The 25,793-nt window shown below is 66.4% G+C and carries 19 protein-coding genes; 7 read left to right on the plus strand and 12 right to left on the minus strand.

Features of this window, described 5'->3' with window-relative positions:
• The first annotated feature begins 195 nt into the window (after window positions 1-195).
• From MAIT1_RS15315 to MAIT1_RS15325, 3 genes are read left to right on the plus strand one after another with little or no spacing between them, the layout of a single operon-like run.
• On the plus strand, window positions 196-942 hold the full coding sequence (locus MAIT1_RS15315) for a formyltransferase family protein (protein WP_085444429.1): 747 nt from the start codon (window positions 196-198) through the stop codon (window positions 940-942).
• Window positions 921-1,901 carry a polysaccharide deacetylase family protein gene (locus MAIT1_RS15320; RefSeq protein WP_143814875.1) on the plus strand — a complete coding sequence of 327 codons (981 nt, stop codon included), beginning with the start codon at window positions 921-923 and terminating at the stop codon, window positions 1,899-1,901. The genes MAIT1_RS15315 and MAIT1_RS15320 overlap by 22 nt, the downstream gene beginning before the upstream one ends.
• Window positions 1,898-3,421 (plus strand): B12-binding domain-containing radical SAM protein, encoded by a 1,524-nt coding sequence (locus tag MAIT1_RS15325; RefSeq protein WP_085444431.1) that lies wholly within the window; start codon window positions 1,898-1,900, stop codon window positions 3,419-3,421. Before MAIT1_RS15320 ends, MAIT1_RS15325 begins: the two co-directional genes overlap by 4 nt.
• Window positions 3,422-3,437: 16 nt before the next feature.
• Here the strand turns inward: MAIT1_RS15325 and MAIT1_RS15330 are convergent, their stop codons facing one another.
• From MAIT1_RS15330 to MAIT1_RS15340, 3 genes are all read right to left on the minus strand, one after another.
• Entirely contained in the window at window positions 3,438-4,604 is a 1,167-nt protein-coding gene (locus tag MAIT1_RS15330; RefSeq protein ID WP_085444432.1) for an ATP-grasp domain-containing protein, read from the minus strand.
• Window positions 4,605-4,748: 144 nt separating this feature from the next.
• Window positions 4,749-7,058 (minus strand): hypothetical protein, encoded by a 2,310-nt coding sequence (locus MAIT1_RS15335; RefSeq protein WP_085444433.1) that lies wholly within the window; start codon window positions 7,056-7,058, stop codon window positions 4,749-4,751.
• 54 nt (window positions 7,059-7,112) lie between these two features.
• On the minus strand, window positions 7,113-9,917 hold the full coding sequence (locus tag MAIT1_RS15340) for a hypothetical protein (RefSeq protein ID WP_085444434.1): 2,805 nt from the start codon (window positions 9,915-9,917) through the stop codon (window positions 7,113-7,115).
• Window positions 9,918-10,123: 206 nt separating this feature from the next.
• Here MAIT1_RS15340 and MAIT1_RS15345 point away from each other — a divergent pair, with 206 nt between their 5' ends.
• The gene (locus MAIT1_RS15345; RefSeq protein WP_085444435.1) at window positions 10,124-11,275 is read left to right on the plus strand and encodes a DegT/DnrJ/EryC1/StrS family aminotransferase; all 1,152 of its coding nucleotides are present in this window, start codon (window positions 10,124-10,126) and stop codon (window positions 11,273-11,275) included.
• Here MAIT1_RS15345 and MAIT1_RS15350 read toward each other — a convergent pair.
• The 7 genes from MAIT1_RS15350 to MAIT1_RS15380 all read right to left on the minus strand — a co-directional run bounded on the left by MAIT1_RS15350 (window position 11,220) and on the right by MAIT1_RS15380 (window position 18,558).
• A complete protein-coding gene (locus MAIT1_RS15350; protein ID WP_085444436.1) occupies window positions 11,220-12,179 on the minus strand; it encodes a glycosyltransferase family 2 protein in 960 nt (319 codons plus the stop codon). The two genes, MAIT1_RS15345 and MAIT1_RS15350, sit on opposite strands and share 56 nt — an antisense overlap.
• Window positions 12,172-13,209 carry a radical SAM/SPASM domain-containing protein gene (locus MAIT1_RS15355; protein ID WP_085444437.1) on the minus strand — a complete coding sequence of 346 codons (1,038 nt, stop codon included), beginning with the start codon at window positions 13,207-13,209 and terminating at the stop codon, window positions 12,172-12,174. The genes MAIT1_RS15350 and MAIT1_RS15355 overlap by 8 nt, the downstream gene beginning before the upstream one ends.
• Window positions 13,210-13,220: 11 nt before the next feature.
• Window positions 13,221-13,898 (minus strand): WbqC family protein, encoded by a 678-nt coding sequence (locus tag MAIT1_RS15360; RefSeq protein ID WP_085444438.1) that lies wholly within the window; start codon window positions 13,896-13,898, stop codon window positions 13,221-13,223.
• Complete coding sequence (gene asnB, locus MAIT1_RS15365) at window positions 13,895-15,763, minus strand: asparagine synthase (glutamine-hydrolyzing) (RefSeq protein ID WP_158089538.1); 1,869 nt, start codon at window positions 15,761-15,763, stop codon at window positions 13,895-13,897. Before asnB ends, MAIT1_RS15360 begins: the two co-directional genes overlap by 4 nt.
• 67 nt (window positions 15,764-15,830) lie before the next feature.
• Complete coding sequence (locus tag MAIT1_RS15370; RefSeq protein ID WP_085444440.1) at window positions 15,831-16,871, minus strand: dTDP-glucose 4,6-dehydratase; 1,041 nt, start codon at window positions 16,869-16,871, stop codon at window positions 15,831-15,833.
• Window positions 16,872-16,981: 110 nt separating this feature from the next.
• Window positions 16,982-17,542: a GNAT family N-acetyltransferase gene (locus MAIT1_RS15375; RefSeq protein ID WP_085444441.1), complete on the minus strand. Its 561-nt coding sequence runs from the start codon at window positions 17,540-17,542 to the stop codon at window positions 16,982-16,984.
• Window positions 17,539-18,558 carry a radical SAM/SPASM domain-containing protein gene (locus MAIT1_RS15380; RefSeq protein WP_198947916.1) on the minus strand — a complete coding sequence of 340 codons (1,020 nt, stop codon included), beginning with the start codon at window positions 18,556-18,558 and terminating at the stop codon, window positions 17,539-17,541. Before MAIT1_RS15380 ends, MAIT1_RS15375 begins: the two co-directional genes overlap by 4 nt.
• A gap of 374 nt (window positions 18,559-18,932) precedes the next feature.
• Here MAIT1_RS15380 and MAIT1_RS15385 point away from each other — a divergent pair, with 374 nt between their 5' ends.
• From MAIT1_RS15385 to MAIT1_RS15395, 3 genes are read left to right on the plus strand one after another with little or no spacing between them, the layout of a single operon-like run.
• The gene (locus MAIT1_RS15385; protein WP_085444442.1) at window positions 18,933-20,402 is read left to right on the plus strand and encodes a B12-binding domain-containing radical SAM protein; all 1,470 of its coding nucleotides are present in this window, start codon (window positions 18,933-18,935) and stop codon (window positions 20,400-20,402) included.
• Window positions 20,395-21,210, plus strand: coding sequence for an NAD-dependent epimerase/dehydratase family protein (locus tag MAIT1_RS15390; protein ID WP_085444443.1), 816 nt, complete (start codon window positions 20,395-20,397; stop codon window positions 21,208-21,210). The genes MAIT1_RS15385 and MAIT1_RS15390 overlap by 8 nt, the downstream gene beginning before the upstream one ends.
• Window positions 21,207-22,178, plus strand: coding sequence for an NAD-dependent epimerase/dehydratase family protein (locus MAIT1_RS15395; protein WP_085444444.1), 972 nt, complete (start codon window positions 21,207-21,209; stop codon window positions 22,176-22,178). Before MAIT1_RS15390 ends, MAIT1_RS15395 begins: the two co-directional genes overlap by 4 nt.
• On the opposite strand, the gene MAIT1_RS15400 is transcribed toward MAIT1_RS15395, so the two are convergent.
• Window positions 22,145-25,015 (minus strand): discoidin domain-containing protein, encoded by a 2,871-nt coding sequence (locus MAIT1_RS15400; protein WP_085444445.1) that lies wholly within the window; start codon window positions 25,013-25,015, stop codon window positions 22,145-22,147. The genes MAIT1_RS15395 and MAIT1_RS15400 overlap by 34 nt on opposite strands.
• A gap of 74 nt (window positions 25,016-25,089) precedes the next feature.
• On the minus strand, window positions 25,090-25,755 hold the full coding sequence (locus MAIT1_RS15405; RefSeq protein WP_085444446.1) for a glycosyltransferase family 2 protein: 666 nt from the start codon (window positions 25,753-25,755) through the stop codon (window positions 25,090-25,092).
• Window positions 25,756-25,793 lie beyond the last annotated feature (38 nt).

Here is a 25,793-nt window from a genome sequence, read left to right on the forward strand (position 1 = left end):
CGTTGACCGCTCTGTTTTCTGTGAGAGTTAATTTCTAGCAGATCCGTTGCATAACAATCAATCCCGCGTTGCTCCGGCCCGCCATCGGCGGTTTGCCATTGAGCCGCGAGCGGAATCGCCTATGATAGCGGCTCTGAAGTTTGTCGCCCGCGCGCGGGCGTTGGCATATCGCGCCGCCGCGCCAGGGACCGAAACGTGCGCATTCTGTTTATCACCTCCACCGATCGCGTCTACGCGCCGCGCTTTTTCGCCGAATTCCTGCGCCTGAACGCGGGCGCGGACACGGTGCTGGTGGCGACTACCCCGCTGGCGGCGGGGGTGGGCTTTGTGTGGCGGCGATTGGTCTCTTTTCCGCGCTATTTTGCGCCGCTGCTGCTGCTGCAGGCGTGGCGCGCGGCGGTTCCGCCCGCGGGCGGCGGATTGGACGCCGTGTGTCGTCGCCACGGCGCAGAGCGTCGCCATCTGCCGCGGGTGGATGACGCCGCGCTACCCGCGCTGATCGAGCAATTTGCGCCGGACTGCTTGATTTCAATGGGATGTCCGCGCATTCTGCCTGCGGCGGTGGTGCGCGATCCGCGCTATGCGGCGTGGAATTTCCATGGCGGTCGGATTCCGCGTTATCGCGGGGCGATGACCCCGATGTGGGCGCTGGCGGAGGGGACGACGCCGGTGCTGACCTGGCATCGCATGGTCGCCCGGGTGGACGCGGGCGGGATCATCGCGCAACGCCCCCTGCCCCTGGCGCCGGGCGAGTCGTTTCATCACTACAGCAGCCGCTTGCTGGGCGAGGCGGCGGCGTTGCTGGCGGATGCGCTGCGCGCGCCGCCGCCGCCCACAGAACCGGAATTGGCCGAAAGCCGTTATTATGATTGGCCCACCGCGCAACAGGGCAGGGCGTTGCGGCAACGAGGAGCGCCGTTGTGGATCGGCAAGCGATCTTAAGCATGGATGTGGATTGCCTGCACGGCCACGCGCAGGGGTGGGGACGGCGGCGGCGGTTGCTGCAGCGGGATGAGGCGCACATCGGCCTGAGCTACACCCGTTGGCTGCCGCGTTTTCTGGACCTGCTAGAGGCCCAACGCGCACCCTGCACCTTCTTTCTGGTGGCCGATTTCGCCCGCCATCCGATCTGCCGACCGACCCTGCGGCGTCTGCTGGACGCCGGACACGAGGTCGCCTGCCATTCGCTGACCCACCCCCTGGAGCTGCGCCATCTGTCGCGCGCGCGGCAATGGCGCGAACTGCACGATAGCCGCAAACTGTTGCAGGACCTGACCGGCCAACCGGTGTATGGCTTTCGCGGACCAGGCTACGCCATGGACGCGGCGCTGGCGGAGATGTTGCTGCAAGCCGGTTATCGCTATGACTCCAGCGTCATGCCCGGACGTCTGTTCCCGGCCTACAAATGGGCCGCGCATCTGGCCGACCGCGCCCTGGGCGTCGCCCCCACCGCCTTTCCCGCCGGGGTGCGGCGCGCCGCCGGCGGCGTCTTCACCCTGGCGCGCAACGCCGCCGAGGAGACCCTCACCGAGCTGCCGCTGAACGTCACCCCGCGTCTGGGCGCGCCGTGGGTCTCCTTCATCATCCGCCAACCGGCGCGCATGACGCGCACGCTCCACGCCATCGCCGCGCGCGAGCGGACGCTGATCTATCAGTTCCATGATTTTGAGTTGATGGAGCACGCCGACCCCACCGAGGCGCGCCTGACCCGCGCCACCCAGCGCGACCGCAAACATCCGCTGTCTGCGCGGCTGGCGCTGTTTGCGCAGGTCATCGCCGCGCTGCGCGCGCAGGCCACCCTCGCCACCGCCGCGACGGTGGCGCACTGCTGGTCGCCCACGCCCGCCGCCGCGCCCCTGCGCCCGCCCGCCCCTTTGTGTCATCAGGAAACCGCTTCATGAACATTCTGTTCGCGCACCCGCCGTCGCAAGCCTATCGCACCTCCATCTACATGCCGTTGGCCATGGGACAGCTGATCGCCTTTGCCGAACAGGCCGGACACACGGTGGTCTGCGCCGACCTGCACAACCACGGCATGGCCCCGGAGGCGATCCAGGGTTTCCTCAAAAAGGAGCATTTCGACGTCTGCCTGATGTCCGGTTTCGCCTCCCAGGTCAAAGGCATGCGCGAAACCATCGCGAGCATTCGCCAAACCCGCCGCGAACTGCCGGTGGTGCTGGGCGGCCTGGGGGTCTCCTACCTGCCGGAAACGGCGCTGAATTACACCGGCGCCGACGCCATCGCCACCGGCGAGGGCGAACCGATGCTGCTGCCGCTGCTGGACGCCATCGCCGAGCGCGCCGCCTTCAATGAAGTCCCCTCGCTGACCTTCCGTCAACGCGACGGCGCGTTGATCCAAACTCCGCTGGCCCCGGTGATTGAAGATCTGGACGCCTTGCCGCTGATGGCCTACCACCACTTCGACATGGATCTGATGGTGGAGAACGACTTCTTCACCGACGACAAGCGCAGCATGGTGAGCTGGAGTTTGCGCGGCTGCGCCTACAGTTGTGATTTTTGCACCAACTCGGTGGAGAAGAACCCCGGTTTCCTCAACGCCTGGCCCGGCGGACGTGTGGAAACCAAAATGCCGGGGCGGGTGCGCGCTCGCTCCGGCTGGCGGGTGGCCGAGGAGTGGACGCTGCTCAAGGAGCGCTATGGCATTGAGAACATCTTCCTGGCGGATCTGGAGTTCATGGCCTCGCGCAAGCATGTGGAGGATGTGTGCCGCGCGGTGGCGCCGCTGGATATGTCCTGGTGGGTGATGGCGCGCCCGGAGGTGGCCACGGAGGAGAAATTGACCTGGATGAAGCGCTCCGGCTGCCACTACGTCAATTACGGCATCGAGAGCATCTCCCCGGAGATCTGCCGCAACATCCATCGCAGCTCCGATCTTCCACGCATCACCGCGGGCATCCGCGCGGCGCGCACGGTGGGGATGACCGCGCAGGTCAACTTCATTGTCGGTCTGCCCGGCGAAACGGTGGAGTCGGTGCGCGATTCGGTGGAATTTTGCCGCGATAACGATCTGATCTACCTGCCGACCATTCTGCAGCCGTTTCCAGGCACCATGATCTTTGAACGCTATCGGCAGCGCATTAATCTGGACACGCTCTACGATGACATCGCCGACCGCTGGGACATGTCCTGGCGCATCGCCTATAACTTCTCCAACATGAGCGACCGCCAGCTGCTGTGGGTGCGCAAACGCGCCATGTCGCTGAATGTCATTCACATCTGGGTGACCAAACAGCGCGCGCTGGCCTGGCTGCTGTCGTGGAGCGTCACCCTCGGGCTGATCCTGTTTGAGGGCGCGTTGCGTCGCTATCGGGTGGGGGTGCGCCATCTGGTGCGCCTGGTGCTGGGCAGAGCCAACCGCGCCGCGCAAACGCGGTCCGCGCCGCCCGACGCCGCGTCCTGAGCGGGGCGCATGGCCGCTATGCGGCGGTCTCCTGTTGCAGCGGTTCGCCGTTCCACTCCAGGTCGCGGTTGGAGGCTTCAATAAACGTCATCCGTCGACTCAGCGCCCTGACCACGGATTCGCCGACACCCAACCATTTGCCCATGACAGGCCCGCGATCCTGCGCCGAGTAGAGGATATCCGAACCTCGGCGGAAATCCCGCCAGAAGGTCTGCGCGCAGGGGTGACGGGCGCGGCTGTGGCCAAACAGGAGCATGACGTCGGCCATCATCACCGGGGCGTGGCGCGCGGGCGTGAGCGCAGGGGCGGCGGGTTGGCCGTGGGCAAACGCGGCGGACAGGGGCGTGGCGGCGTCAAACAGGTGAACCCCGCTGGTCGCCCGCGGATTGCACTCCAGCAGATGATAGCGGCCATCGCGCAGCAGCAGGTCGAATCCGAACTGTCCGGTGACGCGATGCCGGTGCGCAAAGCGGCGGCAAAACGCCAGCAACGTGGGCGCTTCCACCGGTTGTAGATAGAACCCGGCGGCCCGCCCCCAGCGATAGAGCGGACGATAACAGGAGAACGCGGTCAGCGCGCCATCCACGGCCACCGCATACGCGCACTGTTCGTCGCCGGTCAAATAGGGTTGCGCCACCCACGGGCTCTGCTCCGAGGGGCGCACTCGGCGCAACTGGGTCGCGCTGGGGCCAATCAGCGTCTGCGCGGCGAAACGCGAGTAGGCGGGTTTGAAGACATATGCGGCGCTGCGCGCCAGATAGGGCTGCAGATCCTGCGCGCTGGAGAGGGTCTCGCTGTGCGGAATCGACACCCCCAAACCCTGCGCGATGCACGCCAAACGCCCCTTGTGATGAAATTGCCGCAACAGGGCCAGATCATTGCAAAAGACCCGGCATAGACGGGAAAGCCGCTCGCAGAACGCGGCGATGTAAAAAATCTCTTCACAGGTTGGCGCCAGCAGGTCGATCTTGTCACGACGGATAATGCGCTCCAGGGCTTCAATGAAGCCCAGATGATCCGCGCGCGGGCTCGGCGTGGTCGTGTGTCGCACAACCGCGTTGGAGAATCGGCTGGCGGGCAGATGCACCGAATCCGCGGTGTAGACCGCATGTCCCTGTTGCGCAAAACGGCGCGCCAGCCCCAATGCGGCCAGCGCGCGCGCGCCGGTGATCAATACCCGCATACGCCGCAAGCTCCCAAACAAGCGTCTGTATCAATCGAGGTGGAAACGAGGCGAACAGCCCCCGTTTTTTACGCCACCCGGCGGGGCGGGGGCAATCCTTTTCCGTTGCCCCTGTGGCGGCGCGCGCGTATCACGCGGCGGTCGTCAAGGCGGCGAGAGTTGCCTGCGACACGCCTGCCGTTGCTGTGGCGAGGCGAGAAAATTCTGCGCGCCGCCGATATCCGTGCCCGGTTGTCCCGGCTCCTGCGCCATGCGCCACAGACACTGGCCCAAGGCGTAGAGGTGGTCGAACTCGCGCAACGCGACCCCGCCCTGATGAAAGAAGCGATCATAGCGGGCGAGAAACGCCTCCGACAGGGCTTCGCCCTCATCGGCGCGCAGCGTGAGCAGAACGCGCTCGGCGTCGGCGTCGGGCAGCGGCGCGAGCAGGCGGAAATTGTCCCGCAGCGCCGCCGGATGAAACAGGGGGCTGGACGCAATGAACACCTGCGGCGCGCGCAGATCGACCGACGCCACGTCGATTCCCGCGCGCAACAGCGCGGCGCGCCCCTGCGCGGGCTCGGCGAACATCAGATAGGGCAGGTCCGGCATCGCCGGGTTCTGCCACGGACGTTGATAGGCCCCGCCCGGCAGCATGAGCGCCCCCGGTCGCCAATTGAGCATCAAGATTCGCCGCTCGGGGTCGATCATCCGCTGCAGTCGCCACGCTTCGCGGGTTCCCGGCCACTGCCGCTCGATCACCGACAAAAAGCTTTCGCGCCCGCGCACAAAGTCCCAATCCCACGCGCGCAGGGGGGGCCACTGCGGTTGCGGCAGCGCCAGCAGCAGCAGAATCGCGCCGGCCATGCGGCGGCGCTGGCCCCGGTCGGATACGCGCCCGGCCACGTATCCGCTCAACCACAGCAGAGCCAACAGGCTGAAGGCGAAGCGGAAACCGGTGGCGCGAAACACCACCGCATGGTTCAGCAGAAGCGCCAATGCGGCGCTGCCGAGAAAGCCCGGCAGGACGATCCAGGCGGTCAGGTCGATCTCCGCCGCACCGTCGCGGCGCGGCGTCAGCGCGCTCCACAGCAGCGCCGCCCCCAGCAGAGCGAGGATCGCCAGCGGCCGCCAACGCCACAGCGACCCATCGAGCACATGACCCGCGCCCGTCGCCAGGCTCTCCCAGGTTGGCGCATGCAGCAGAAAATCGCCTTGCAACACCCGCTGCAGCTTCCAAATGAAGAGGCTGCTGTGTTCGGAAAAACGCGCCACATCGGCCAGCGCGTCGAAGCGCTCAAACGTCAAATCCGGGTGCCCCAGGGTCAGGCTGTTGTAGGCGATGGCCGCGCCCCACGCCGCCGCGCTCCACAGCAGACCCTGGATGGCCGCCCGCCGCGCCGCCGTCCATCCGCGCCAGCGCGCCAGCAGCCACGTCCAGCCGAGCAGCGGCGTCAGCAGAAGCAGATAGGCCGGGTAGAGAACCACCATCGCCATGAGGGTGAGCATCGCCCCGCGCACGGGCAGCGACTGCCGCGCGGCGGCGTGGTTGAGCAGCAAAATCAACCAGTAGCAGGCCGCAACCAGAAAGGCGGCGATGATCACGTGGGTCTTGTACAGATTCAATTCGGCCTGCGGCCCCTGCGGCCACAGACACAGCAGAATCACCCCCAGCCAGGCGATGCGCAGACTGCCGCACAGCCCCGCGCCGAGGCGCACCAGCAGCAGCAACAGCAGCAGCAGCGCGGCAAACCCCGCCAGCGAGGCCGAGAGATGGTCGCTCAACCCCATCACGAAGAAGCTCCAGCCAGCCCCCCGCATCACCGCGAACATCGGCAGGCGGAAGGTCGGCCAGAAGCCATGGGTTTGGTGCAAAACTTCATCCTGAAACGGCAGATAGCTGCCGGGCACATCATTGTTTTCCAGACGCAGGGCGAGCATCTCCGCCATCGCGTAATCGACCAGCAGCGCCACGCTCACCGCCAGCAGTCCCCAGGTCAGCGGCGACTGCGCCTGCAACCAGCGGCGCATAGGGGCGGCGATCTCATGGGCGACCCAGCCGCTCCACGCGGCCAACCCCGCGCCCACGGTGAGGAAGGTGGCCGGGTAGTACAGCGACGCCATGCCCAAACCGGCGAACAGCAGGGAGATGGCGGCCATGCCGGTGGTCGCGCAGGCGAGAAAATGGCTGAAGCGATCCAGCCGCGGGCTGAGCAGACGCGCAGGCCGCGGCAGCAGCAGGCGTCCGGCGCCGTAGAGGAGGGGGAACAGCAGCAGCAGCAGGATCACGCGCAGCAGATGGTAGAGCGGATAGCGCCAACCGGGCTGGTCAAACTGATCCGGCCACAGGTGCAGACCGCGCAACGCGAGGCTGACGCCCAGTAGCAGCAGCGTGAGCAGCAGCGCGTGGGCCAGGCGTTGACGACGCGGCGGCGCGGCGCCCTCTTGCGGGATCGGAGTCGAAACCAAAATCACATAGTCTCAGAAAGAGTGAAATCTGGGCGAAGCGGTCCGGTCATGGCCCGCTGATCACCTGTCCAACCGCGCGGCAAGGGCGCGCGGGCCCCGCCACAAGCGCGCCAGCGCCAGCGCAAACGCGATGGGAAACAGCAAAAATGCGCGAAACAGCCAGCGCGCGATAGGGTCGTCGTAATAGAACGTCGCCAGATGCTCTCCCGGCGGAATGAAGAGCGCCTTGAAGCCCAGATCCGCCTCCCACAACTCGGCGCGACGGCCATCCAGGCGCGCTTTCCAATAGGGGTTGATGGCGTCGGCGTAGACCAGCCACGCCCCCTGCGGATCGCTGACGCGCACGGCGGTTTTCAGCAGATTGGCGTGATAGCGCAGCGGTTGCTCCAGCTCGCCGGCGCGAGGAGTCGCAGCGGCGTCGGGCGCCGCTGCGCTGTCGGCGCGCAGTTGCAAAGGACTCAACACGAACTGGTGCAGGCGCAGAATCTCCCCGGCGGCCAAGGCGTCGATCTGCAGGCGGTAGCGCGTATAGCGGGCGGGGGCGTCGATGGCGAACTCCCGGGTCTCCCGCTGCCGCCACGGCGGCGCGTTGCGCACCTGGCTGAGAAGGGACCAGGTTTGGCCGTCGTTGGAGCCCCACAGCCGCCAGGCCAGTGGCATGCGATCGCGGCTGTCGGCGCCGTGGGGGCCGCTGCGCATGGCGTAAGAGCGGACCTGGAAAGGGCTCTGGAAACGCAGATCCAGGGCGAATGGGAGCGTGATGCGGCGTTCAAAGAAGGCGTCGTCGCGATAGGTTTGCAACCGCCGCGTGCGCGCATCGGCGGGCGGCGACGGCAGCAATGCCTGGAGTTGCGGATCGGTAATGCGCAGCGGCGCAGCGCGGAAATCCGCCGCTGAACGCAGCGTCACATGGGTCGGCGCGGGGCGCGCGATGACGCTGCTGACCGCCTCGACGGGGGTGTGCGCCCGCGCGCCCTGGGCGGCGTGCAGCAGGCGCAATTTGGGGCGCTCGCAGCCAAGCATGGCGCGGGTTTTGGCGGACGCCTGCGCCAGCGAACGGGTGTAGTCGGGGAACTCCTGCGCGCCCACCCCCAACGCCGTCAGCAGCACGCGGACCTGCGGCGAGATCACCAGGGCGGGCCAGGCGTGCTGGCAGGTCTCCCAACCCAGCGTGGCGTGGTGAATCGGGTCGCGCACATCCTCGCTGGCGCGCAGGGGGCCGCCATCGAGGATCGCCGCGCCGAAATACTTCTGCGCGTCGGCCATCGCTTGGTTGTGGGCGATGCGCTGCGCTTGGTAGGCGAGCGGGCTGCGGGAGAACAGCGGGGTGATGCGCGCGCGGGCCTCGGCGTCCAGGCGGGGGTGGTTGTGGCGCTCGAGCCCATGGAACAGGCCCACATCCAGCATCAGCGCCGCCCCCAGCGCCAGCGCCAGAACGCCGACCCCGCGCGGGACGGCGCGACGGCCCCAGCGCCACATCCAGACTCCCGCCGCAACATAAGCGACGATGCGCGTCAAATAGGCGATGAGCCACTCCCAGCGCGTTCCGCCCGCCAACTCCCGCGTCGGCAGCACATCGGTATGCACGATGTAGGCGCCCACGCCATCCACGATCAGCAGCGCCAACCCGGCCAGCAGCAACAACTCGGTGCGCGTTGGCCGCCGTTTCCACAGGCTCCAGGCTGCGCCGCGCCGACCCGCCCGACCTGCGGCGCGGAACAGGCGCTCCAGTCCGAATCCCGCGCTAATGATCAACAGCACCTGTACAATGCCGCCGATATGTCCCAGGTGACGCAGCAACTGCATGCTGGGAAACAGATACGCCAGGGCGGCGATGACCCCGCCCGCGCTGATCCCCCACGCCGCCAGGGTGGCCAGAGCAAAACCCAGAAACAGCCGTGAGCGCACCACGAGCAGCGCGTAGACGAACGCCAGCAGCGGCAACCATCCGGTATAGCCGCTGACCCGCACGCGGGTGAAATCCATGGCCCCGCCCAGCAGGTGCAGCAAGCGGGGCAGCCGAATCATCGGATCGGAGTAGGTCAGATATTCGCTCAATGGCACAAATGGACCGACACGTCCCTCCTGCCCGTGCAGAAAATCCGTCGACTGACTGATGTGCCAGTAGAACCCGAGGCAGATGGCCGCCCACACGCACAGCAGCGCCAGACCCGCCGCGCGCGCGCGGTTCAGCCGCAGCATCTCCCGCCACGGCCAGCGGTGCGCGCGCCGCGCGAACAGCAGCGCGATGAACAGAATCAGCAGATGCAGGCCGACGAAATAATAGGCGAACGGCGCCAGCGCCAAAGCGGCGAACAGATGGCCGGAACTGTGCAAACGGCACCCGCGCACCACCAGAAACAGCTGCATGGGCAGCAGATAGACGATGCCCAGATTGAACTGCACCAGCAACAACCAGGGCTGGCCGACAAACGCCGCCGCCAGGGTGGTGAGGAACACCGCCCCCGGTTGGCGAAACAGCTCGCGCGCCAGCAGCCACACGCCGAGGGTGAGAATCGCCTGATCCAGCAGAAAGGCGATCTTCACCAGCAGCAGCGCGTCATCGATCCGCAGCAGGAGCCCCAGCGCCATCACCGCCACACGCGACGGCTCCATGGCGGAGAAGAACTGGATGGTGGCGGGGACGCCGTAATCCAGCGCCGGAATCCAATACGGCAGCTCGCCGTGCTGCGCCAGATGGCTGTAGAAGTAGTGAAAGCTCTCCACCAGAAACAGCGAGTCATGCAGCGGCAGATAGCGCGGGTCGAGCAGCGGCCAGCTCCACGCCAGACCGATGCTCAACGCGGCCAGCAGCAGGCCGAAATCGCGCGCCAGAGCGCGCTGGGGAGAGGCGGAAACAGGCAAGTGCGGGATCCCGGGCCAGACCGCCTGGGCGAGGCCGGGCGGAACATGTGAATACAAGAGGGCAAAATAGCAGACTTCCGCGAGGGGCAAAAGCGATGCGGGCGCGGCGAAATTGCAATTGACGACATCCTGTTGCAGAATTTGCGCGGAGTTGCGCCGGGGCGGATTGGCCCCGGGATGGGGGCGTTCACGAGAGGATCGCAGGCATGAAGGTGGATTTTTACCGTCACCCGCTGGGCGCGGATGATCTGGCGGCGCTGACTGAGGCGCTGGCCTCGCCCATTTTGACCAATGGGCGGATTGGCGAGAGGGTGGAGCGTCAAATCGCCGAGTTTTTGCAGATTCCCCACGCGTTGTTGACCAATAGCTGGTCCAATGGCGCGGTCACGGCGTTGCGCGCGTTGGGCGTGGGACCGGGGGATGAGGTGATCGTGCCGGCCATGACCTTCATCGCCACCGCCAATGTGGTGGAGTGGGTGGGCGCGCGGCCGGTGTTCGTGGATGTGGACGCCGACACCCTGCTGATGACGCCCGAAGCGGTGGCGCAGGCGCTCACCCCGCGCACCCGCGCGGTGATTCCGGTGCACCTGTATGGCCAGATGTGCGATCTGCCGGGCATACGCCAGGCGCTGGATGGCCGCGACGACGTCGCCCTCATCGAAGACGCCGCGCACTGCTTTGAGGGCGCGTTGCAGGGGCGTCGTCCCGGCGCGCTGTCGGATGTGGCGATCTTCTCCTTCTACGCCACCAAGAACGTCACCTGCGGCGAGGGCGGGGCCATCGTCACCCGTCATGCGGCGCTGGCCGAGCGCATGCGGCGCATCCGCAGCCAGGGCATGACCCAGGGCGCCAAGGATCGCTTTTCCGGCGGCGGCTACAACCACTGGGACATGACCGAGCTGGGACTGAAATCCAACCTGTCGGATATCCTGGCGGCGCTGCTGCCCGCACAGATCGCCGCCATCGAGACCACCCGCACGCAGCGTCAGCATCTGGCGCAGCGCTATCGCGACGCCTTCGCCAACGGGCCGCTGCGCATGCCGCATTGGCTGCCGCAGCGGGATCACGCGCACCACCTGTTCCCGGTGCATGCGCCCGCCGACTTGCGCGATGCGGCCATCCGCGCCCTGGAGGAGGTCGGCGTATCGGTTACGGTCAACTATCGCGCCGCGCCGCTGGTGACCTATTATCGTGAAAAGTATGGGTTTACCCCGGAGATGTTCCCGGTCAGCCACGCCTGGGGCGAAGGCGTGCTGAGTCTGCCGCTGTACCCGGCATTGACGGCGGCCGAGCAGGCGTGGGTCATTGACGCGGCGCGCGCGCGGCTCTATCCGCTGTTGACCTCGGCGGCGGCGTAAGCGGCGCATTGAGCTGGGCGAACAGCGGCGCGCACAGCGCGCGCGCGGCCGCATCCAGGCGCTGCGGTTGGCTCAGGCGGTAGAGCGGGTCGGCCCCGCGCGGACGCGGCAGCCGCCAGCCCCACAACAGCCAGCAGCGCAGCACGTCCAGCGCGCTGCGCAGCACAAACAGCGGGCGCGCGCCCTTGCCCTTGCCCTGACGCCGCGGGGTGAAGCCGATGGGAACCTCCAGAATCCGCAAGCCGTCGCTGTAGGCGCGGATCACCAGTTCGGGGTTGGCGAAGGCCCCGCGACTGACGCGGGGGTAGCGCTGCGCCGTGGCGTGGCGGCCAAACACGATGTTCTGGTAATCCTCGAAGGGCGCGCCGAACAGCAGACGGATCAGATAGAAATTGCTCAACGACACCAGCGCCGCCCAGCGCGTGTCCGAGCGCGCGCGACTGCCCTGGGACGACAGCAGTTGCGCCAAGCGGCTGCGCGTCCCCGGCGGGCGCTGGCGCATGCCTTTGACCAGATCAAAATGCGCCAGCAGCGCCAGAAAGCGGCGCGCGTGGCGCAGATCGTAGGACCAATCCACCGTCTGCACAAAAAAATACTCTTTACTCATGGCGTTGAACGCGCTGTCCACGGCCACGCCGACATTACGGTTGCGCGCGTGGGTGACCACGCGCAACTGCGGATGCGCGCGGGCGAACTCGGCCAGAATTCGCGGCGTGGCGTCGCGCGAGCCGTCATCCACCACCAGCACCTCAAAATCGTCGCACAACGCCGACATCAAAGCGAAACAGCGTTGCAGATGCGCTTCAATCAACGCCTCTTCATTGTAGACCCAACTCAGCAGGGTGACCGAGCCGGGGAATTTGCCCAGCTCGGCGATATCGCGCCGGGTGATCTCATCAAGCATGCGGCGCCTCCTGAGTGGGGGGCGCGTCGCCCGCCGCGTCGCTCCAGAAGGGGCGGGTTCCGGCCAGGGTCTGCGGATCGTATTGCGCGCCGGCGGTCTGCCAGTCGCCGCAGCCCTGGCAAATGGCGGGCAGGGCGTCCCATCGATGCGCCCGTTGCGGCGCGCGCAGCCGCTCGCCCAGCCGTCGCCACGCCTCCTGCAGGGTGATCTGGCCGATGCGCCCGACGCTGAAACGCCCCTCATAATCCACTGCGCAGGCGCTCACGCGGCCATCCTGGAGAATCGCCATGGTGTTGTTGCCCCACGGGCAGGCGCAGCGGAAATCGGCGTCATGGCGGATGGTCTCGGCGCGCACCGCGCCGCCCCACTCCAGCATGGGGCGGATCTTCACCTCCGCCCTGCGCGCGCGCCAGTAGTCTTGAAACGCCTGCGCCTCATGGGCGTTTTCGCGCATCACCGAGAACTGCGCAATGATCGCCGGGTAGCGCAGTCCGCGCTCCTGCCGACGGCGGCACAGCGTCTCCACTGCGGCGTAGACGCCGGCATGTTTGGCTCCCGCGCGAATGGTTTCGAAACTCTGCGGCGACAGCCCGTCGAGGCTGACGATCAACCGCTTGAGGGGGGAATCCAATATCCTGTCGATGGCGTCCCAACGGTCCAGCAACGCGCCATTGGTGTTGAGCACCAGATTGCGGCAGCCGACCTGATGGGCGTAGTCCAACCGTTGCCACAACTCCTCGCGCAACAGCAGCGCCTCGCCGTAGAAGGTGGGCCACAGTTCGCACTCTGGCGCGCACTGGCCCACCTCCTCGACGATGCGCCGCCACAGCGTCGCATCCATGTGTTGCTTGGGGCGTTGCAGGCTTTTATGGGCGCAGTGCGCACAGCGCAGATTGCAATGCGAGGTGTTCTCCACCACCAGTTGCGGCGGGAATGGATGTTCGCGCAGATCCGCCTCGATGCGGCGCAGCTGCGCGCGGCGTTGCGGGTCGTCCAGATGCGGCGTCAAGCGGGTGAAGTCGGTCTGCATACCCAGGTCCGTCAGAAGCAATCGGCGGCGGCGGGGCCGAGGTTGAACAGCAGATCCACCGCCGACAGATAGGGGACGAAGGGCTCGAACCGCTGCGGATAGACCGGATGTGCGTAATTCTGCCAGATCACCTCAATGCCTGCGCGCTCGAACAGCGCCACGTTGAGGTAGTTGCGCGCGCTGTCGCCGGTCAGATAGCGATCGGCGCCGAAGTGGCGGCACAGATTGACCAGCCGCTCACTGCGCGCGCCGCCGATCTCCAGCGCGCTGGCGCGCCGGGTGGGGGTGGCGATGCCCAGCCAGCCCGCCATGCGCTCGGCCAGGGCGATATCCAGATCCGCCAGGAACTCCCACGGCTGCTGCAGAATGGCTTGCAGGTGCGGCAGGAACGCGGCGGTGTGCGGGGCGCGCGCATACAGCTGCGCCATGGTCTGCAGATGCTTGCGCGGCCATCCCTGCGCGGCGTCGATGCGCACCCGATGAATGGGCTGGCCGCCCAGCCCCTTGTGGCGCACCGGCACGCTCAGCCACTGCGGTCCCTGGGGCGACTTGATGCGATTGCGATTGCGCCAGCCGTGTTTGTCGAAGGCGACGTCATCGTAGTGGATGAACAGGTCGGCGCGGCGCATCTGGTCGAAGTAGCCCAACCAGGGCAGGTAACCGGGCTGCAGAACCGCCAGGGTGGTCATGCGGCGGCCTCGCCGCAGCGCTCCCACCACAGTTGAAAAGTGAGCAGGTTCCACAAGCGGTCGCCGTGGTTGGCGCGCCCGCTCAGGTGCGCTTGCAGCAGCGCCGCCACCGGCTCGGCGCGCAACAGACCGTGCCGCGCCAGCCGCTCTGGGCGCAGCGTCTGCGTCGCCAAGGGGGCCAGCGGGCCGCGCAGCCAGTGGTTGATGGGCAGAATGAATCCCTCCTTGGGGCGATTGAGCAGCGGCTCGGGCAACAGATCCCGCAGCGCCTCCTTAAGAATATGTTTGACCCGCCCACGCTGAATTTTCAAGGCTCCGGGGAGGGTGTCGGCGTAGCGCATCAGCTCGGCGTCCAGAAACGGCGGGCGCGCCTCCAGACCGTGCGCCATGGACAAGCGATCGACAAACGCCAGCACCTGGTCCGGCAACAGGGCGCCTCGATCCAGCAGCAGCATGCGGTTGAGCGGATCCTCAGAGGCGATGGCCGAGAGCGCCTCGGCCACCAGCGCCTGGTTCGACGCGCCGTCGGTCAACGCCTGCATGCGCGGGGTGTAGAGCGCGCGGATTCCGGCGTCATCGGCCAGATACATCCCCATGCGGCGCGCCGCCTCGCCGCCGCGCCGCAGCAGCGCCGTCAGCGCCTCCGGCGGCGTCGCGTCCAGCTCCGCCAGCTCCGCCCACAAGGCGACGTCGCGCGCGGATTCCGGCGTCGTCGCCAACCGCGCCAGCGGCTGCGCCAGGCGGTGCGGGCGATAACTGCCGAACAACTCGTCGGCGCCATCGCCGGTCAGCACCGCCTTGGCGCTGTCGGCGATGCGTCGATTCAGAAAATACGCCGAGGTCACCCCCGAGAAGGGTTCGTCAAACGCCTCGGCCACCGCCTCCAGGCTGTCGGCCACGTCGCGCCAGCCCATGCGCACCTCGTGATGATTGGCGCCGACGCGCTCGGCGATCTGGCGGGCAAACGTCTGATCAGCGCGCTTGTTGGGGAACGCCTCATCATAGGTCAGGGTAAAGGTCGCCACCGGCTGGGCGCTCATGCGGCTCATGAGGGCGACCACTGCGGCGCTGTCCACCCCGCCGGAGAGCGCTGCGGCCACCGGCGCATCGGCCTGCATCTGCTGTCGCACGCTCTGCTCCAGCAGCGTGCGGATCCGCTGCGCGGCCTCCTGTTGGGTGATCGTCGGGTCCTCCGTCGGCGGGGGCGGGGTCCAGCAATCCAGCGTGATCCGGCCCCCGCGCCAGCACAAACGCTGGCCCGGCCGCAATTGACGGATCTGCGCCCAGGCCGACTGCGGAGCGGGGATGTTCTTAAAGCTGAAATAGCCGTGCAGGGCGCGCCAATCCAACCCCCGCGAGACCTGCGGATGGGTCAGCAGGGCCTTGGGCTCCGAGGCGAAGATCAAGCCGCCGTTGGCGGTGGCGGCGTAATAGAGCGGTTTGATCCCGGCGTGATCGCGCATCAGCCACAGGGTTTGCTGGCGCGCATCCCACAGGGCGATGGCGAACTGGCCGGCAAGCGCGCGCGGGAAATCCGCCCCCATGGTCTCGTACAGGTGGGCGATGACCTCGCCATCGGCGTGGCGGCTGCGAAACCGATGCCCCTGCGCCTGCAAGCGGTGACGTAGCTGGCCATGGTTGTAGATCTCGCCATTGAACGCCACCGCCACCTCGCCGCTCTCGTTGAACAGCGGTTGCGCGCCGCGCTCTGGGTCCACCAGCGCCAGACGGCGCGTGGCCAGGGCGATGGGGCCGTTGACCCACGCGCCGTCGGCGTCGGGGCCGCGATGCCGGAGCGCATGGCTCATGCGCGGCAGCGCGCGGGTCTCCTCGCCGGTGTTCACAGAGCCGCAAATGCCGCACACGACAACCTCATGGCTGGGGGGATTCCACAGGAGAAAGAGGCGGGCCGCTTGCGCGCGGGCGCGGCGCTCAATGCAGCGCCGCCTGACCGTCTGTCCGGGGGATGCGCTGGGTGCTGAGGATCAACTGTTTGCGCCACAACTCGGCATGCGCCTGATACCAGGCGATGGTCTCGCGCAATCCGCTCTCCCAGTCGATGGTGGGAGACCACCCCAAAGCGCGGTGAATCTTGCTGAAATCGCCGGTGTGGCGCGCCACTTGGCCGGGCCGGTCCACGGTGTGGGCAAGGGCCTGCGCCGGCGCCCCCATGGCGTGCAGAATCTCCTGCGCGATGCTGACCACCGAACGCGCCGCGCCGCTGGCGACGTTGTAGATTTGCCCGCGCGTCTGCGCCAACGGCGCCTGCAACGTCAGGTCGATGGCGCGGCACAGATCCGCCACATGCAGAAAATCGCGCATCGCCTCCCCGGAGCCATGGATTGGCAGCGGCTGTTCGCGCAGCGCATGGGTGATAAAGCGGGGAATCGCCTTCTCCACATGTTGGCGCGGCCCATAGGCGTTGAACGGACGCAGCGTGACGATGGGCAGATCATGGGTGGCGCAGTAGGCGTAGACCAGACGATCGGCGCCGCATTTGGCCGCCGCGTAGGGGCTCTTGGGGTTGAGCGGGTGCGTTTCGTCCATGCGTTCGGTGAGCGCGTCGCCATACACCTCGGAGCTGGAGATGTGGATCATGCGCTCGACCCGGGGCGCACTCTTGAGCAGCGCGTTGATGAGGTTCTGCGCGCCCAGAAAGTTGGTCTGCGCGCCGCTCCAGTTGTCGACGATGGAGCGGCTGACATGGGATTCAGCGGCGAAGTGGACAATCTGGTCGCTCTGCGCCACCAGTTCCGCCACCAGTTGCGGGTTGCACACGTCGCCGTAGTGGAACGTCGCCCGGCTGTCGGCGGCGGGACGCTTGAAGGCGTCGGGCAGATTGTCCAGAGAGCCGGCGTAGGTGAGGGCGTCCAGCACGATAATGCGGTCGTCCGGGCGCTCCCGCAGCATGTGACGCACAAAATTTGAGCCGATGAAACCTGCGCCGCCGGTGACCAAGACCACTCTGCCCATAAACCGCTCCCTTGCGTGAATTGAGCGCATATTAGGCTGATTTGGACGCAAACGACATTGAGAAAATATCGCCGCGCCGCCACCCCAGGCGCGCCAACAGGCCAAACGCTCTATGCGCTGCCTGTCGCCGACGGCGGCGCGCAGTCGGCGCGCATCAATCCCATGAGAATGAGATCGTGATAGCCATCATCCAGATAGACGTGCTCACGCAGACGCCCCTCTTCGATGAAGCCCAGGCGCGCATAGAGCGCCAGGGCGCGCCTGTTATAGCTTGCGACCTGCAAGTGAATACGCCGCAGGTTCAATATGTTGAACGCGTAATCAAACAACAGCCCCAGGGCCTCGGCGGCGTAGCCCTGACCCTGCCGCGCGGCCTCGCCGATAACGACGCCCAGGCGCGCGTGGCGCGCAATCCAGTCGATTTCGCACAGATGGGTCATCCCCACCAGGGCGTCGTCGGCGACGCATTCAATGGCAAAGTCGGCCCGGTTCTGGCCCGTATCGCGCAGAATCCGCTCAAACCAGACCTCTTCGCGCTCCTGGGTGATGGGAAACCGGAATCCCAATGTGTTGTGACGCACCACCGGATCGTTGCGCCAGCTCTGGGTGATGGCGGCGTCCGCCTGACGCAACGGACGCAGGCGGACCAGGCGGCCTTGATCGCGTCTCATTGCGGACCTGTCGACTGCGCGTTCGAGTCGTCGCGCGCGCGGTTCAATCGCGCGTGTTCGGCCAATGCCGTCGCCTTCCAGTAGTTATGGCCCCACGAGCGGTAGCGCCAATCGGGACACTCCGCGCACAGCGGCATGCGCGCGCCGTTGCCCGCCAGATGTTGCGCGCGATAGCGGGCGAACCCTTCGCCCAGCCAGATGTCGCGAATGCTCTGCTCCGGCGCGCGCCCCATGTGCGTGCGCCCGGCGATGTCAAAACCACACAGCATCACATTGCCGCGGGTGTCGATGTTCAGACGTTCGAACAGGAACGGGCAGGGCACGTTGCCGGCGTCGATATAAGGCTCCGCATCCGCCGACCAGTCGGGATCGAGGGTGGTGTTGTCGCCCCAGGTGAGGAATTTGCGGCGGATGAAGTGGTCCACCCCCACCCGCTGCATCCAGAAGCGTTCCGCCGCATCCAGGTCCACCCCCCGTTGCGCCACGCCGGAGACCACAATGCGAGAAACCCCGCCCAGCGCGTCGCGCAACTGCAGCAGGCGCGTGAGATTCCGCACCAGCGTCTCCCAGTCGAGCCCGACGCGCGCTTTGGCGTAGGCGGCGGCGTCGCCGGCGTCGACGGAGACTTCGATCATCTCCACCTCCGCGGCGAGCAGGGCGCGGCTGTTGGCCTCATCCAGCAGCGAGCCGTTGGTGATCAGCCCCACGCGGCAACCGACCTGCTTGGCGTAGGTCAGCAGCTCAATGGCCTGTGGATGCAGCAGCGGCTCGCCGCCGCCCGAAATGCGCAGGTAGGCGGCGTGGGGGCCCGATTCATCGGCGATGGCCTGGAACAGCGATGCCGGCATATACGGCGCATCCCGGTAACTCTGGCGGATATTGGATTGCGTGTAGGGGCAGTGCGGACATTTGGCGTTGCACGGATAGACCAGCGCAAGCACCAGCATCATGGGGTAATCCACAGCCTGGGCGCGCATTCCGTAGCGCTCCTGGGTGTGGCGCGCTGGCTCCACCACGGCGGGCTCCTGCTTCACGGCGTCACGGGGGGTCTGGGTTCGTCAAACAGAGCGTGCGCGCATGGTCGGCGCCGCGTTCGGTTCTGGCTGGAGCGATTGCGATGGTCACAACAGAAGGGCGAAATCCGCATCCCGCACGGCCCCCATTATAGCCTGGGCGCGACGCGCTGCGCAATATTCCCCGGCGGGCGCGCGTCGCATGGGTATTCCCCGGCGGGCGCGCGTCGCATGGGTATTGCACCGCGCATTTGTGGAGGATATGCTGTGAACGCGCTTGAAAATCCAAAGCTTGATCCGCCCGCTGCGCTTTTATCCCCAAGCCCAGGTCCGCGCTTGATCCTGCGTCATTGCTTGTATTCAGGAACGCCCGCTTCATGAACGGCTTATACCTTGTCACCGCCAATTCCAAAAAGAAGCTCTATGCAGGCACCGCCAACACGCTGGCGGCCATCGCCCCCAACATTCCGTTGGGCATTCTGGAAGCCTACATGAGCGCGCAGGGCGTCCCCACGGTCATGATCGACGCCGAAGCCGAGGGCCTGAGCAACGCCGAGCTGGCCAATCGCCTGCAACAGGCGCAACCCGATCTGGTCTGCGTGCTGGCCACCGGCGCCAACCCGTCGGCCTCCACCATGACCATGGTTGGCGTGATCGACCTGTTCGAGCAGATGCGGCGCGTTGGCGTGGCGGCGGGCGCCGCCTGCGTGTGGGGCGGCCATCCGACGGTGCTGCCCGAACGCACCCTGCGCGAGACCGGCGCCGATTTCGTCATCCTCGGCGAGGGCTTCGACGCCCTCTCCCAGCTCTACGCCTGGCGCACGCAGGGCGGCGACAAGCGCCAGATCCCCGGACTCGCCTATTTTGAAAACGCGCGCTTTGTCCAACAAGCGCCGCCGCCGCTGGCGGCGCTGGATGATCTGCCGCGCATCAACTGGGACAAAATGAATCCGGCGCGCTACCGGGCGCATAACTGGCACTGCTTCGGCGAGGAGATTGACCAACGGTCCCCCTACGCCATCATCTGGACCAACCAGGGCTGCCCCTATCCGTGCGACTTCTGCTCGGTCAACAACGTCTTCGGCCAGCGCAAATTCCGTTTCCGCAGCATGGAAAACGTGGTGGCGGAGATTGACGATCTGGTGCAAAACCATGGCGTGCGCCGACTCAAGATCCTCGACGAACTGTTCGCCATCAAACACCCGCGCATCGACCAGTTCTGCGACCTGCTGGAGGAGCGCGGCTACGATCTGGACATGTGGTGCTTTGCGCGCATTGACTCGGTGACCCCGCAGATGCTCAAACGTCTGAAGCGCGTCGGCGTCAATTGGATCGCCTATGGTTTCGAATCCTTCGATGAATCCATCGTCGCTTCAACCAACAAACGCGTTTCGGCGCAGGCGCAGGAGACCATCGACATGACCCGCGAGGCGGGCATTCACATCTGCGCCGATGTCATCGTCGGGCTGTGGGAGGACAGCGTTCAGAGCGTGCGCAGAACGCGCGACTTTCTGTTCAAAAACCAATTCGAGTGGGTCAATGTCTACCCGGCGTTTGCCTATCCCGGCACGCCGATGTACGACGCCTATCTGCGCGACGGCGTCATCTCCACCCCGACCAGCTGGGACGCCTACGGCCTCTATAGCGACGCCTGCGAACCGGCGCCGACCAAGCATCTGAGTCCGGCGCAGGTGCTGGCGCTGCGCGACGAGCTGTTCAACGACTATTTCCGCTCGCCGGAAATCTTGCGCATGCTGGAGAACACATTCGGCGTCAAAACGCGCCGCCACGTCGAGCAGATGATGCAGATCTCCCTGCCGCGCAAACTGTTGCAAGACGATGCGTGAACACGCCCCCCGCCCGGGCGCTGGCGGCCAACTCCTGATCACCGGCGCGGGCGGCGGCCTGGGAAAATATCTGTTCGAGCAACTTGGCGGCGTCGCGCTAACGCGACAGTCGCCGCCCATCGCCCCGCCGCCCGCCGCCGAGCCGTTTGCGGCGATCATCCACTGCGCCTTCAACATGCGGCGCGATCTGCACGCGGGCGACGCCTTGTATGGATACCTCCAGGACACGCTGTTTTTGACCCAAGCCATGACGGCGCTGCCCCACCGCCGCTTCATTCTCATCTCCAGCGTGGATGTCTACCCGCAGGCGCAGGCGGGGCGCTGGCTGGATGAGACCACGCCAATCCCCCTGGACGGCCCGCTCACTCCTTACGCCCTATGCAAACTGGCGGCGGAGTCCATCGTGGCGCAGTGCGCCCGCAACAGCCTCATTCTGCGTCCCGGCCTGCTGCTGGGACCCCACATGCGCCCCAACAATCTGACCCGGCTGGCGTGCGGCGCGCCCGGCGCGCTGTCGCTGACGGCGGATTCCGAGTTCCGTTGCGCGCACTACGCCGACATCCTGGCGTTCATCCGCCTGGCGCTGACGCAGCCGGATATCCACGGCGTGTTTAACGCCCACCGCAGCGACGCCGTAAGCATGGGCGCGCTGGCCGAGCGTTTTGGCCGTCAGCGCCCCTTCGGCGCGTTCACCTATCGCCCCCCGCCCACGCGCAATGACAAGATCGCCCGGCTCTGCCCGGTGTTTGCACAAAGCTCAATGCAGGCGGTGGAGAGGTTGGTTCAGGAGAGGGAGACGAACGCATGAAGACAAAGGTGTTGATCTGCGGCGCCACTGGCTTCATTGGCCGCAATCTGGTCCAACGTCTGGCGGGCCGCGAAGATCTGGAGATCACCGCCGTCCACTGCGCCCGCCCGGCATGGCGCGAACCCGGCGTGACCTTCGTGCAGGCCGACCTGACCCGCGCCGACGATGTCAATCGTGTGGTCCAGGGGATGGATGTGATCATTCAGGCCGCCGCCACCACCTCCGGGGCCAAGGATATCGTCACCCAGCCGCATATCCACGTGACCGACAACGCGGTGATGAACTCGTTGCTGCTGCGCGCGGCCCATGACCACCATGTGGGGCGGTTTGTTTTTTTCAGTTGCAGCGTGATGTACCCCAGCGCCGACCACGCCCTCAAAGAGAGCGACTACGATCCCGCCACGCCGCCGCACCCCAAATATTTCGGCGTCGGCCTGACCAAGGTTTACATCGAAAACATGTGCGAATTCTACGCCCGGCTGGGACGTACCCGCTTCACCGTGATTCGCCACTCCAACATCTACGGCCCTTACGACAAATATGATCTGGAGCGCTCCCACGTGTTCGGCGCCACCGTGGCCAAGGTGATGCAGGACGTCAGCGGACGCATCACCGTGTGGGGGGCCGGGCGCGAGGCGCGCGATCTGCTCTATGTGGACGATCTGACCGAGTTCGTCGAGCGCGCCCTGGCGCGCCAGCAGACGCCCTACACCCTGGTCAATGTGGGCTATGGGCGGGCCATCAGCATCCGCGAGTTGGTGGAGAAGATCATCGCCGCCGCCGGCAAGCGCATCGCAATCGATTTCGACCTGGACAAGCCGAACATCGACACCCGCGTTTTTCTGGACATCCGCCGCGCCGAGGAGCTCTACGGATGGCGCCCGACCACATCCCTGGAGAGCGGCATTCGCAAGACCCTCGATTGGTATCGCGCTCAACTCCCGCAGCAGCCTGCGGACTCCGTCTGAACGCGCCGCGACGGCGCGCCGCCATCGGCTTCCGACGGCGGCGCCGACGCCGCGTCATCCTGCGCCAGCGAGTAGAACAGGGCGTTGCGCAGGCGCATCACCCCGCCGTGGTCGGCCACTTCGGTCACCACCAGGCGCAGATGGCGCACCCATTGGGGCGCGGCGATGGCGAACGCGCGGCGCTCGCCCGCGCGCCAGGGCGCGGTGAGCCGACGCTGATCCAGGCGGCGCCACCGGCGACCATCCGACGAACCCAACAGAGTCCAGGCGAACGGCGCGCGCGCCATGGCCTCCGGGGCGTAGATGTCCGCCTCAAGCTGATAGCGGGTCGGACGCGCCGGGGCGTCGAAGTCCAACGCGATGGCCACCGGCAGACCGGTGGCGCTCTCGAGGAATCCGCCCTGTCGACGCAATTCAGGGACCTGGGCGTCGCGCATGTTCAGCAGACGCGCTTTATACAGACGCAACACGTTTTGCTGCGCGCCGCGCGTCACCCGTAGCCGCCACCAGCGAAACGCGCCGGGTTGCGAGAGCGCATACAGACGCTGTTCATCCGGCCGCCAGCCCGCCTCTTGCGCGCGCTGGTCCACCGTCCGCCAGCGCTCGCCATCGTTGGAGCCCTGCAACGTCCATGCGGTGGGCATGCGGCCGATGGCGTCGCGCGCGCCCACCCCGTCATGCCCTGTGCCCAACAGATAGTGGTCGACGTAACGCGGCTTCTGCATGTCCCGCGCCACCGTCATGGGGAACGCGCCCACGGCTTCCAACACCGGCGTGTGGCTCCATAGCGCGCCCGCATCCCACTGCGCCAACGTCATCAGGCGCGCGCCGTGGCCGGGATAGATCCTCAGCCCGACGTCTTGCGGGCGCGACATCAACAACGCCTGGCTGGGCCAACGCCGCCCATGGGGCTCGCTTGTGGGCGCGACCCCGAGCAAACGAAACTGGCGGAAGCGACCCGCATGGGCAATGGGGATGTCGCGGGTTTCCCCCGCGCGCCAGGAGCGGCCATCCAACTGCGTATGCAACACGCGCCACGCCTGGCCCTCCTGAGAGCCCAACACGCGCCACGCCCGCGGCATGGCCCGCGCCGCCTGCGCATCGGTTGCGCGCAGGCGAATGCGGGTGAGATTCGCGCCCATTACGCCGCGCGTGCGCAGCGTCAAACACGGCCCCGTAGAGGCGTCGCACCCGCCGCTCGTCCATGCCGACAGGGCATCTTCCATTGGCGCGGATTGCGGATTATACAGCGTATGCAGCGCCACATGCCGCATGACAGACAGCTGTTCCATTTGTCCCTGGATCAGCGGTTGCAGAGTCGCCAGCGCCGGCGCATAGGGAACCTGCCTGCCCGCCTGCATAAAGGGTCGCACCCAGAAATAGAGCCGGTCATACCGCAGCGCCAGATCCGCCAGGGTCCAGATTGCGCCCGCAGAATCCCGCACCGAGCGGCCATCGAACAGAAAATCATAATAGTGGGCTGGGGTGACGCCCCGGGTCAACGAGAGCAGGCGGAATCGCGACGTGCTGTTGGCGTGAGCGATGGCGGTATACGGGTTGGTGGCGGGGATGGCCGCAATCACGGCGGCGCGCTCAACGGTGGGATCCTGCGGCAGCCGCGCCTGAATCGCCAGTCGATCATGCCGGATCATGGCGAGGATCTCCCCACCGGCCACAAGATTGTGATAGGCGACGTACAGACACCCCGCCGCGCACACCGCCAAGGTGATGCGACCGCCAGGCAGCGTCGTCACGCGCGGCCTCTGTTGGCGGGCATAGGCGTGGACAAAGGCGATCATCGCCAGGGCGAGGAAGGGGGTGTAGGCGATGACATAGTGGATCTTGGGACGCAACAGGATCAACAGAACGCCCGCCAGCGTGGCGGCAATGGCGGCGAGCGCAATGCGCACAGCCACGGCGTTCAGCGCGGGACGCCCGCTCTGTTTGCCCCGCGCAACCAACAGCGCTCCCAGCATGGCCGCCGTGATGAGCGCCATCGCCCACAATCCGACGTCGTCAAACAGGTGCAGGATGGAAACGCCCGTATCGGTCTGCGCCGCCGCCGCCGCCCGCTCATTGCGGGTGGTGGCGACCAGGCTGAAAAGGTCCTCAATGAACTGCGCGCGGTTGAGCGGCTCCAGCAGAATCGGCAACGCGTAGAACAGCCCCCACACTGCGCACAGGGCGAGGAACTGGAGCCGGTGACGCCACCCGCGCAGCGCCAGCAAAGGCAGCAGGACAAACGGCGCCGCCGTGAATTTGGTCGCCAGGGCGGTGGCGCAGATCAGGCTGGAGAGCAGCAGGTAGACGCGCTCCGGCTGAGGCGGCTGCGACTCCGCGCGCAAACGCAGCGCGCTGACCCCCGCCAGCAGCATGGCCAACAGGTAGAGAAAACTCTCCGGCGCGCCAAAGCTGTTGAGCACCATGGAGTCGGGCCGGTGAATGAACCCCTGCGCCAGCAGCAGCAGCGCCAGCCACACGCTGCCGGTTCCGCGCCACACCAGGACGCCCGCAACATAGAACGCGAGCATGCCCAAAAACGCCGTAAAATAGCTGATGCACTGTGATGTAAATTCCAGATGGCCGACGACCCAGGCGGCCAACTCGCCGGCGCCGAAGAGCTGATAAATCAGCCAGGTGAGCCCGGCGTAGTAGTAGATGGTGGTGATGGCGGGGTGGATCAGCGTGCCCGCAGCGTCGCCCCGCAGAATATTCACGCCGTTGAACAGATAGTTATAGCCCAGATCCTGCGGAATCAGGACCCAGTTGGGGCCTTTTATGAGGAACAGCAGAATCTGCGAGCCGAACCACAGCAGGGCGACGCTGGCGATGGCCACGCGTGGAGTGCGCGCCCTACCATGGCGCCAGCCTGGGGAGTCCTGATGTGTCATACGCGCAGCCCTCGCCAGCCTTAGCGGCGGACGAACTCCCGCAGCAACATGCTCAACTCCGCCCAACCGTTGCGCAGAGGGTTCATCTTGCGCACGCCGCCGATGCGCGGCGGCTCATCACCGGGAATTTCGCCAATGCGTTTGCGTTGTTTGGCCGCCTTGCACATCATCTGCGTGGTCCAGGAGATGGCGGTGTGGTCCACCCCCAACTCCTGCACCAGATCCCGACGAAACGCCCGATAGATCACCAGCAGATCGGTCACCTTCTGCCGAAACAACACATTATAGAGTTTGGTGAACAACCAGTTACCAAACCCGGTGACCAGATCGTCATCGGTGCTTTTGGCCCAATCCAGATAGCGGGAGACAATCGCCAGATCATAGCCTTGGCGCATCTTTTCGATCAGGTCGGGGATCCGCGCCGGATCCGAGTTGCCATCGGGGCTGAACAGAATGACGATGTCGCCGGTGGCGCGCGCCAACCCCTCCAGATAGGCGGCGCCCAATCCCGGCTGCTGCTGCACATGGATCGCATAGCCCTGCGCGCGGGCGTACTCCAGGGTGCCGTCCGTGGATCCGCCATCCATGATGATCAGCTCATCATGCCAGGCGGGGTCGATCTGCGGCATGATCACGCGCATGCCCTCGACTTCGTTGTAGGTCAGGATCAACAACGTCACTCGCATGCTATGCCGCTCCAGAAAGTGCAGTCGCGCCCATGAGT

The sequence above is a fragment of the Magnetofaba australis IT-1 genome, assembly GCF_002109495.1.
Taxonomy (GTDB): Bacteria; Pseudomonadota; Magnetococcia; order Magnetococcales; family Magnetococcaceae; genus Magnetofaba; species Magnetofaba australis.

Coding starts and splice junctions, on each gene's coding strand:
- MAIT1_RS15360 (WP_085444438.1), bottom strand. CDS start 13,898: ATGACCACCCTGGCGGTTCTGCAGCCCGGTTACCTGCCCTGGTTGGGC.
- MAIT1_RS15395 (WP_085444444.1), top strand. CDS start 21,207: ATGAAGACAAAGGTGTTGATCTGCGGCGCCACTGGCTTCATTGGCCGC.
- MAIT1_RS15390 (WP_085444443.1), top strand. CDS start 20,395: ATGCGTGAACACGCCCCCCGCCCGGGCGCTGGCGGCCAACTCCTGATC.
- MAIT1_RS15375 (WP_085444441.1), bottom strand. CDS start 17,542: ATGAGACGCGATCAAGGCCGCCTGGTCCGCCTGCGTCCGTTGCGTCAG.
- MAIT1_RS15330 (WP_085444432.1), bottom strand. CDS start 4,604: ATGCGGGTATTGATCACCGGCGCGCGCGCGCTGGCCGCATTGGGGCTG.
- MAIT1_RS15345 (WP_085444435.1), top strand. CDS start 10,124: ATGAAGGTGGATTTTTACCGTCACCCGCTGGGCGCGGATGATCTGGCG.
- MAIT1_RS15370 (WP_085444440.1), bottom strand. CDS start 16,871: ATGGGCAGAGTGGTCTTGGTCACCGGCGGCGCAGGTTTCATCGGCTCA.
- MAIT1_RS15350 (WP_085444436.1), bottom strand. CDS start 12,179: ATGCTTGATGAGATCACCCGGCGCGATATCGCCGAGCTGGGCAAATTC.
- MAIT1_RS15385 (WP_085444442.1), top strand. CDS start 18,933: ATGAACGGCTTATACCTTGTCACCGCCAATTCCAAAAAGAAGCTCTAT.
- MAIT1_RS15325 (WP_085444431.1), top strand. CDS start 1,898: ATGAACATTCTGTTCGCGCACCCGCCGTCGCAAGCCTATCGCACCTCC.
- MAIT1_RS15355 (WP_085444437.1), bottom strand. CDS start 13,209: ATGCAGACCGACTTCACCCGCTTGACGCCGCATCTGGACGACCCGCAA.
- MAIT1_RS15405 (WP_085444446.1), bottom strand. CDS start 25,755: ATGCGAGTGACGTTGTTGATCCTGACCTACAACGAAGTCGAGGGCATG.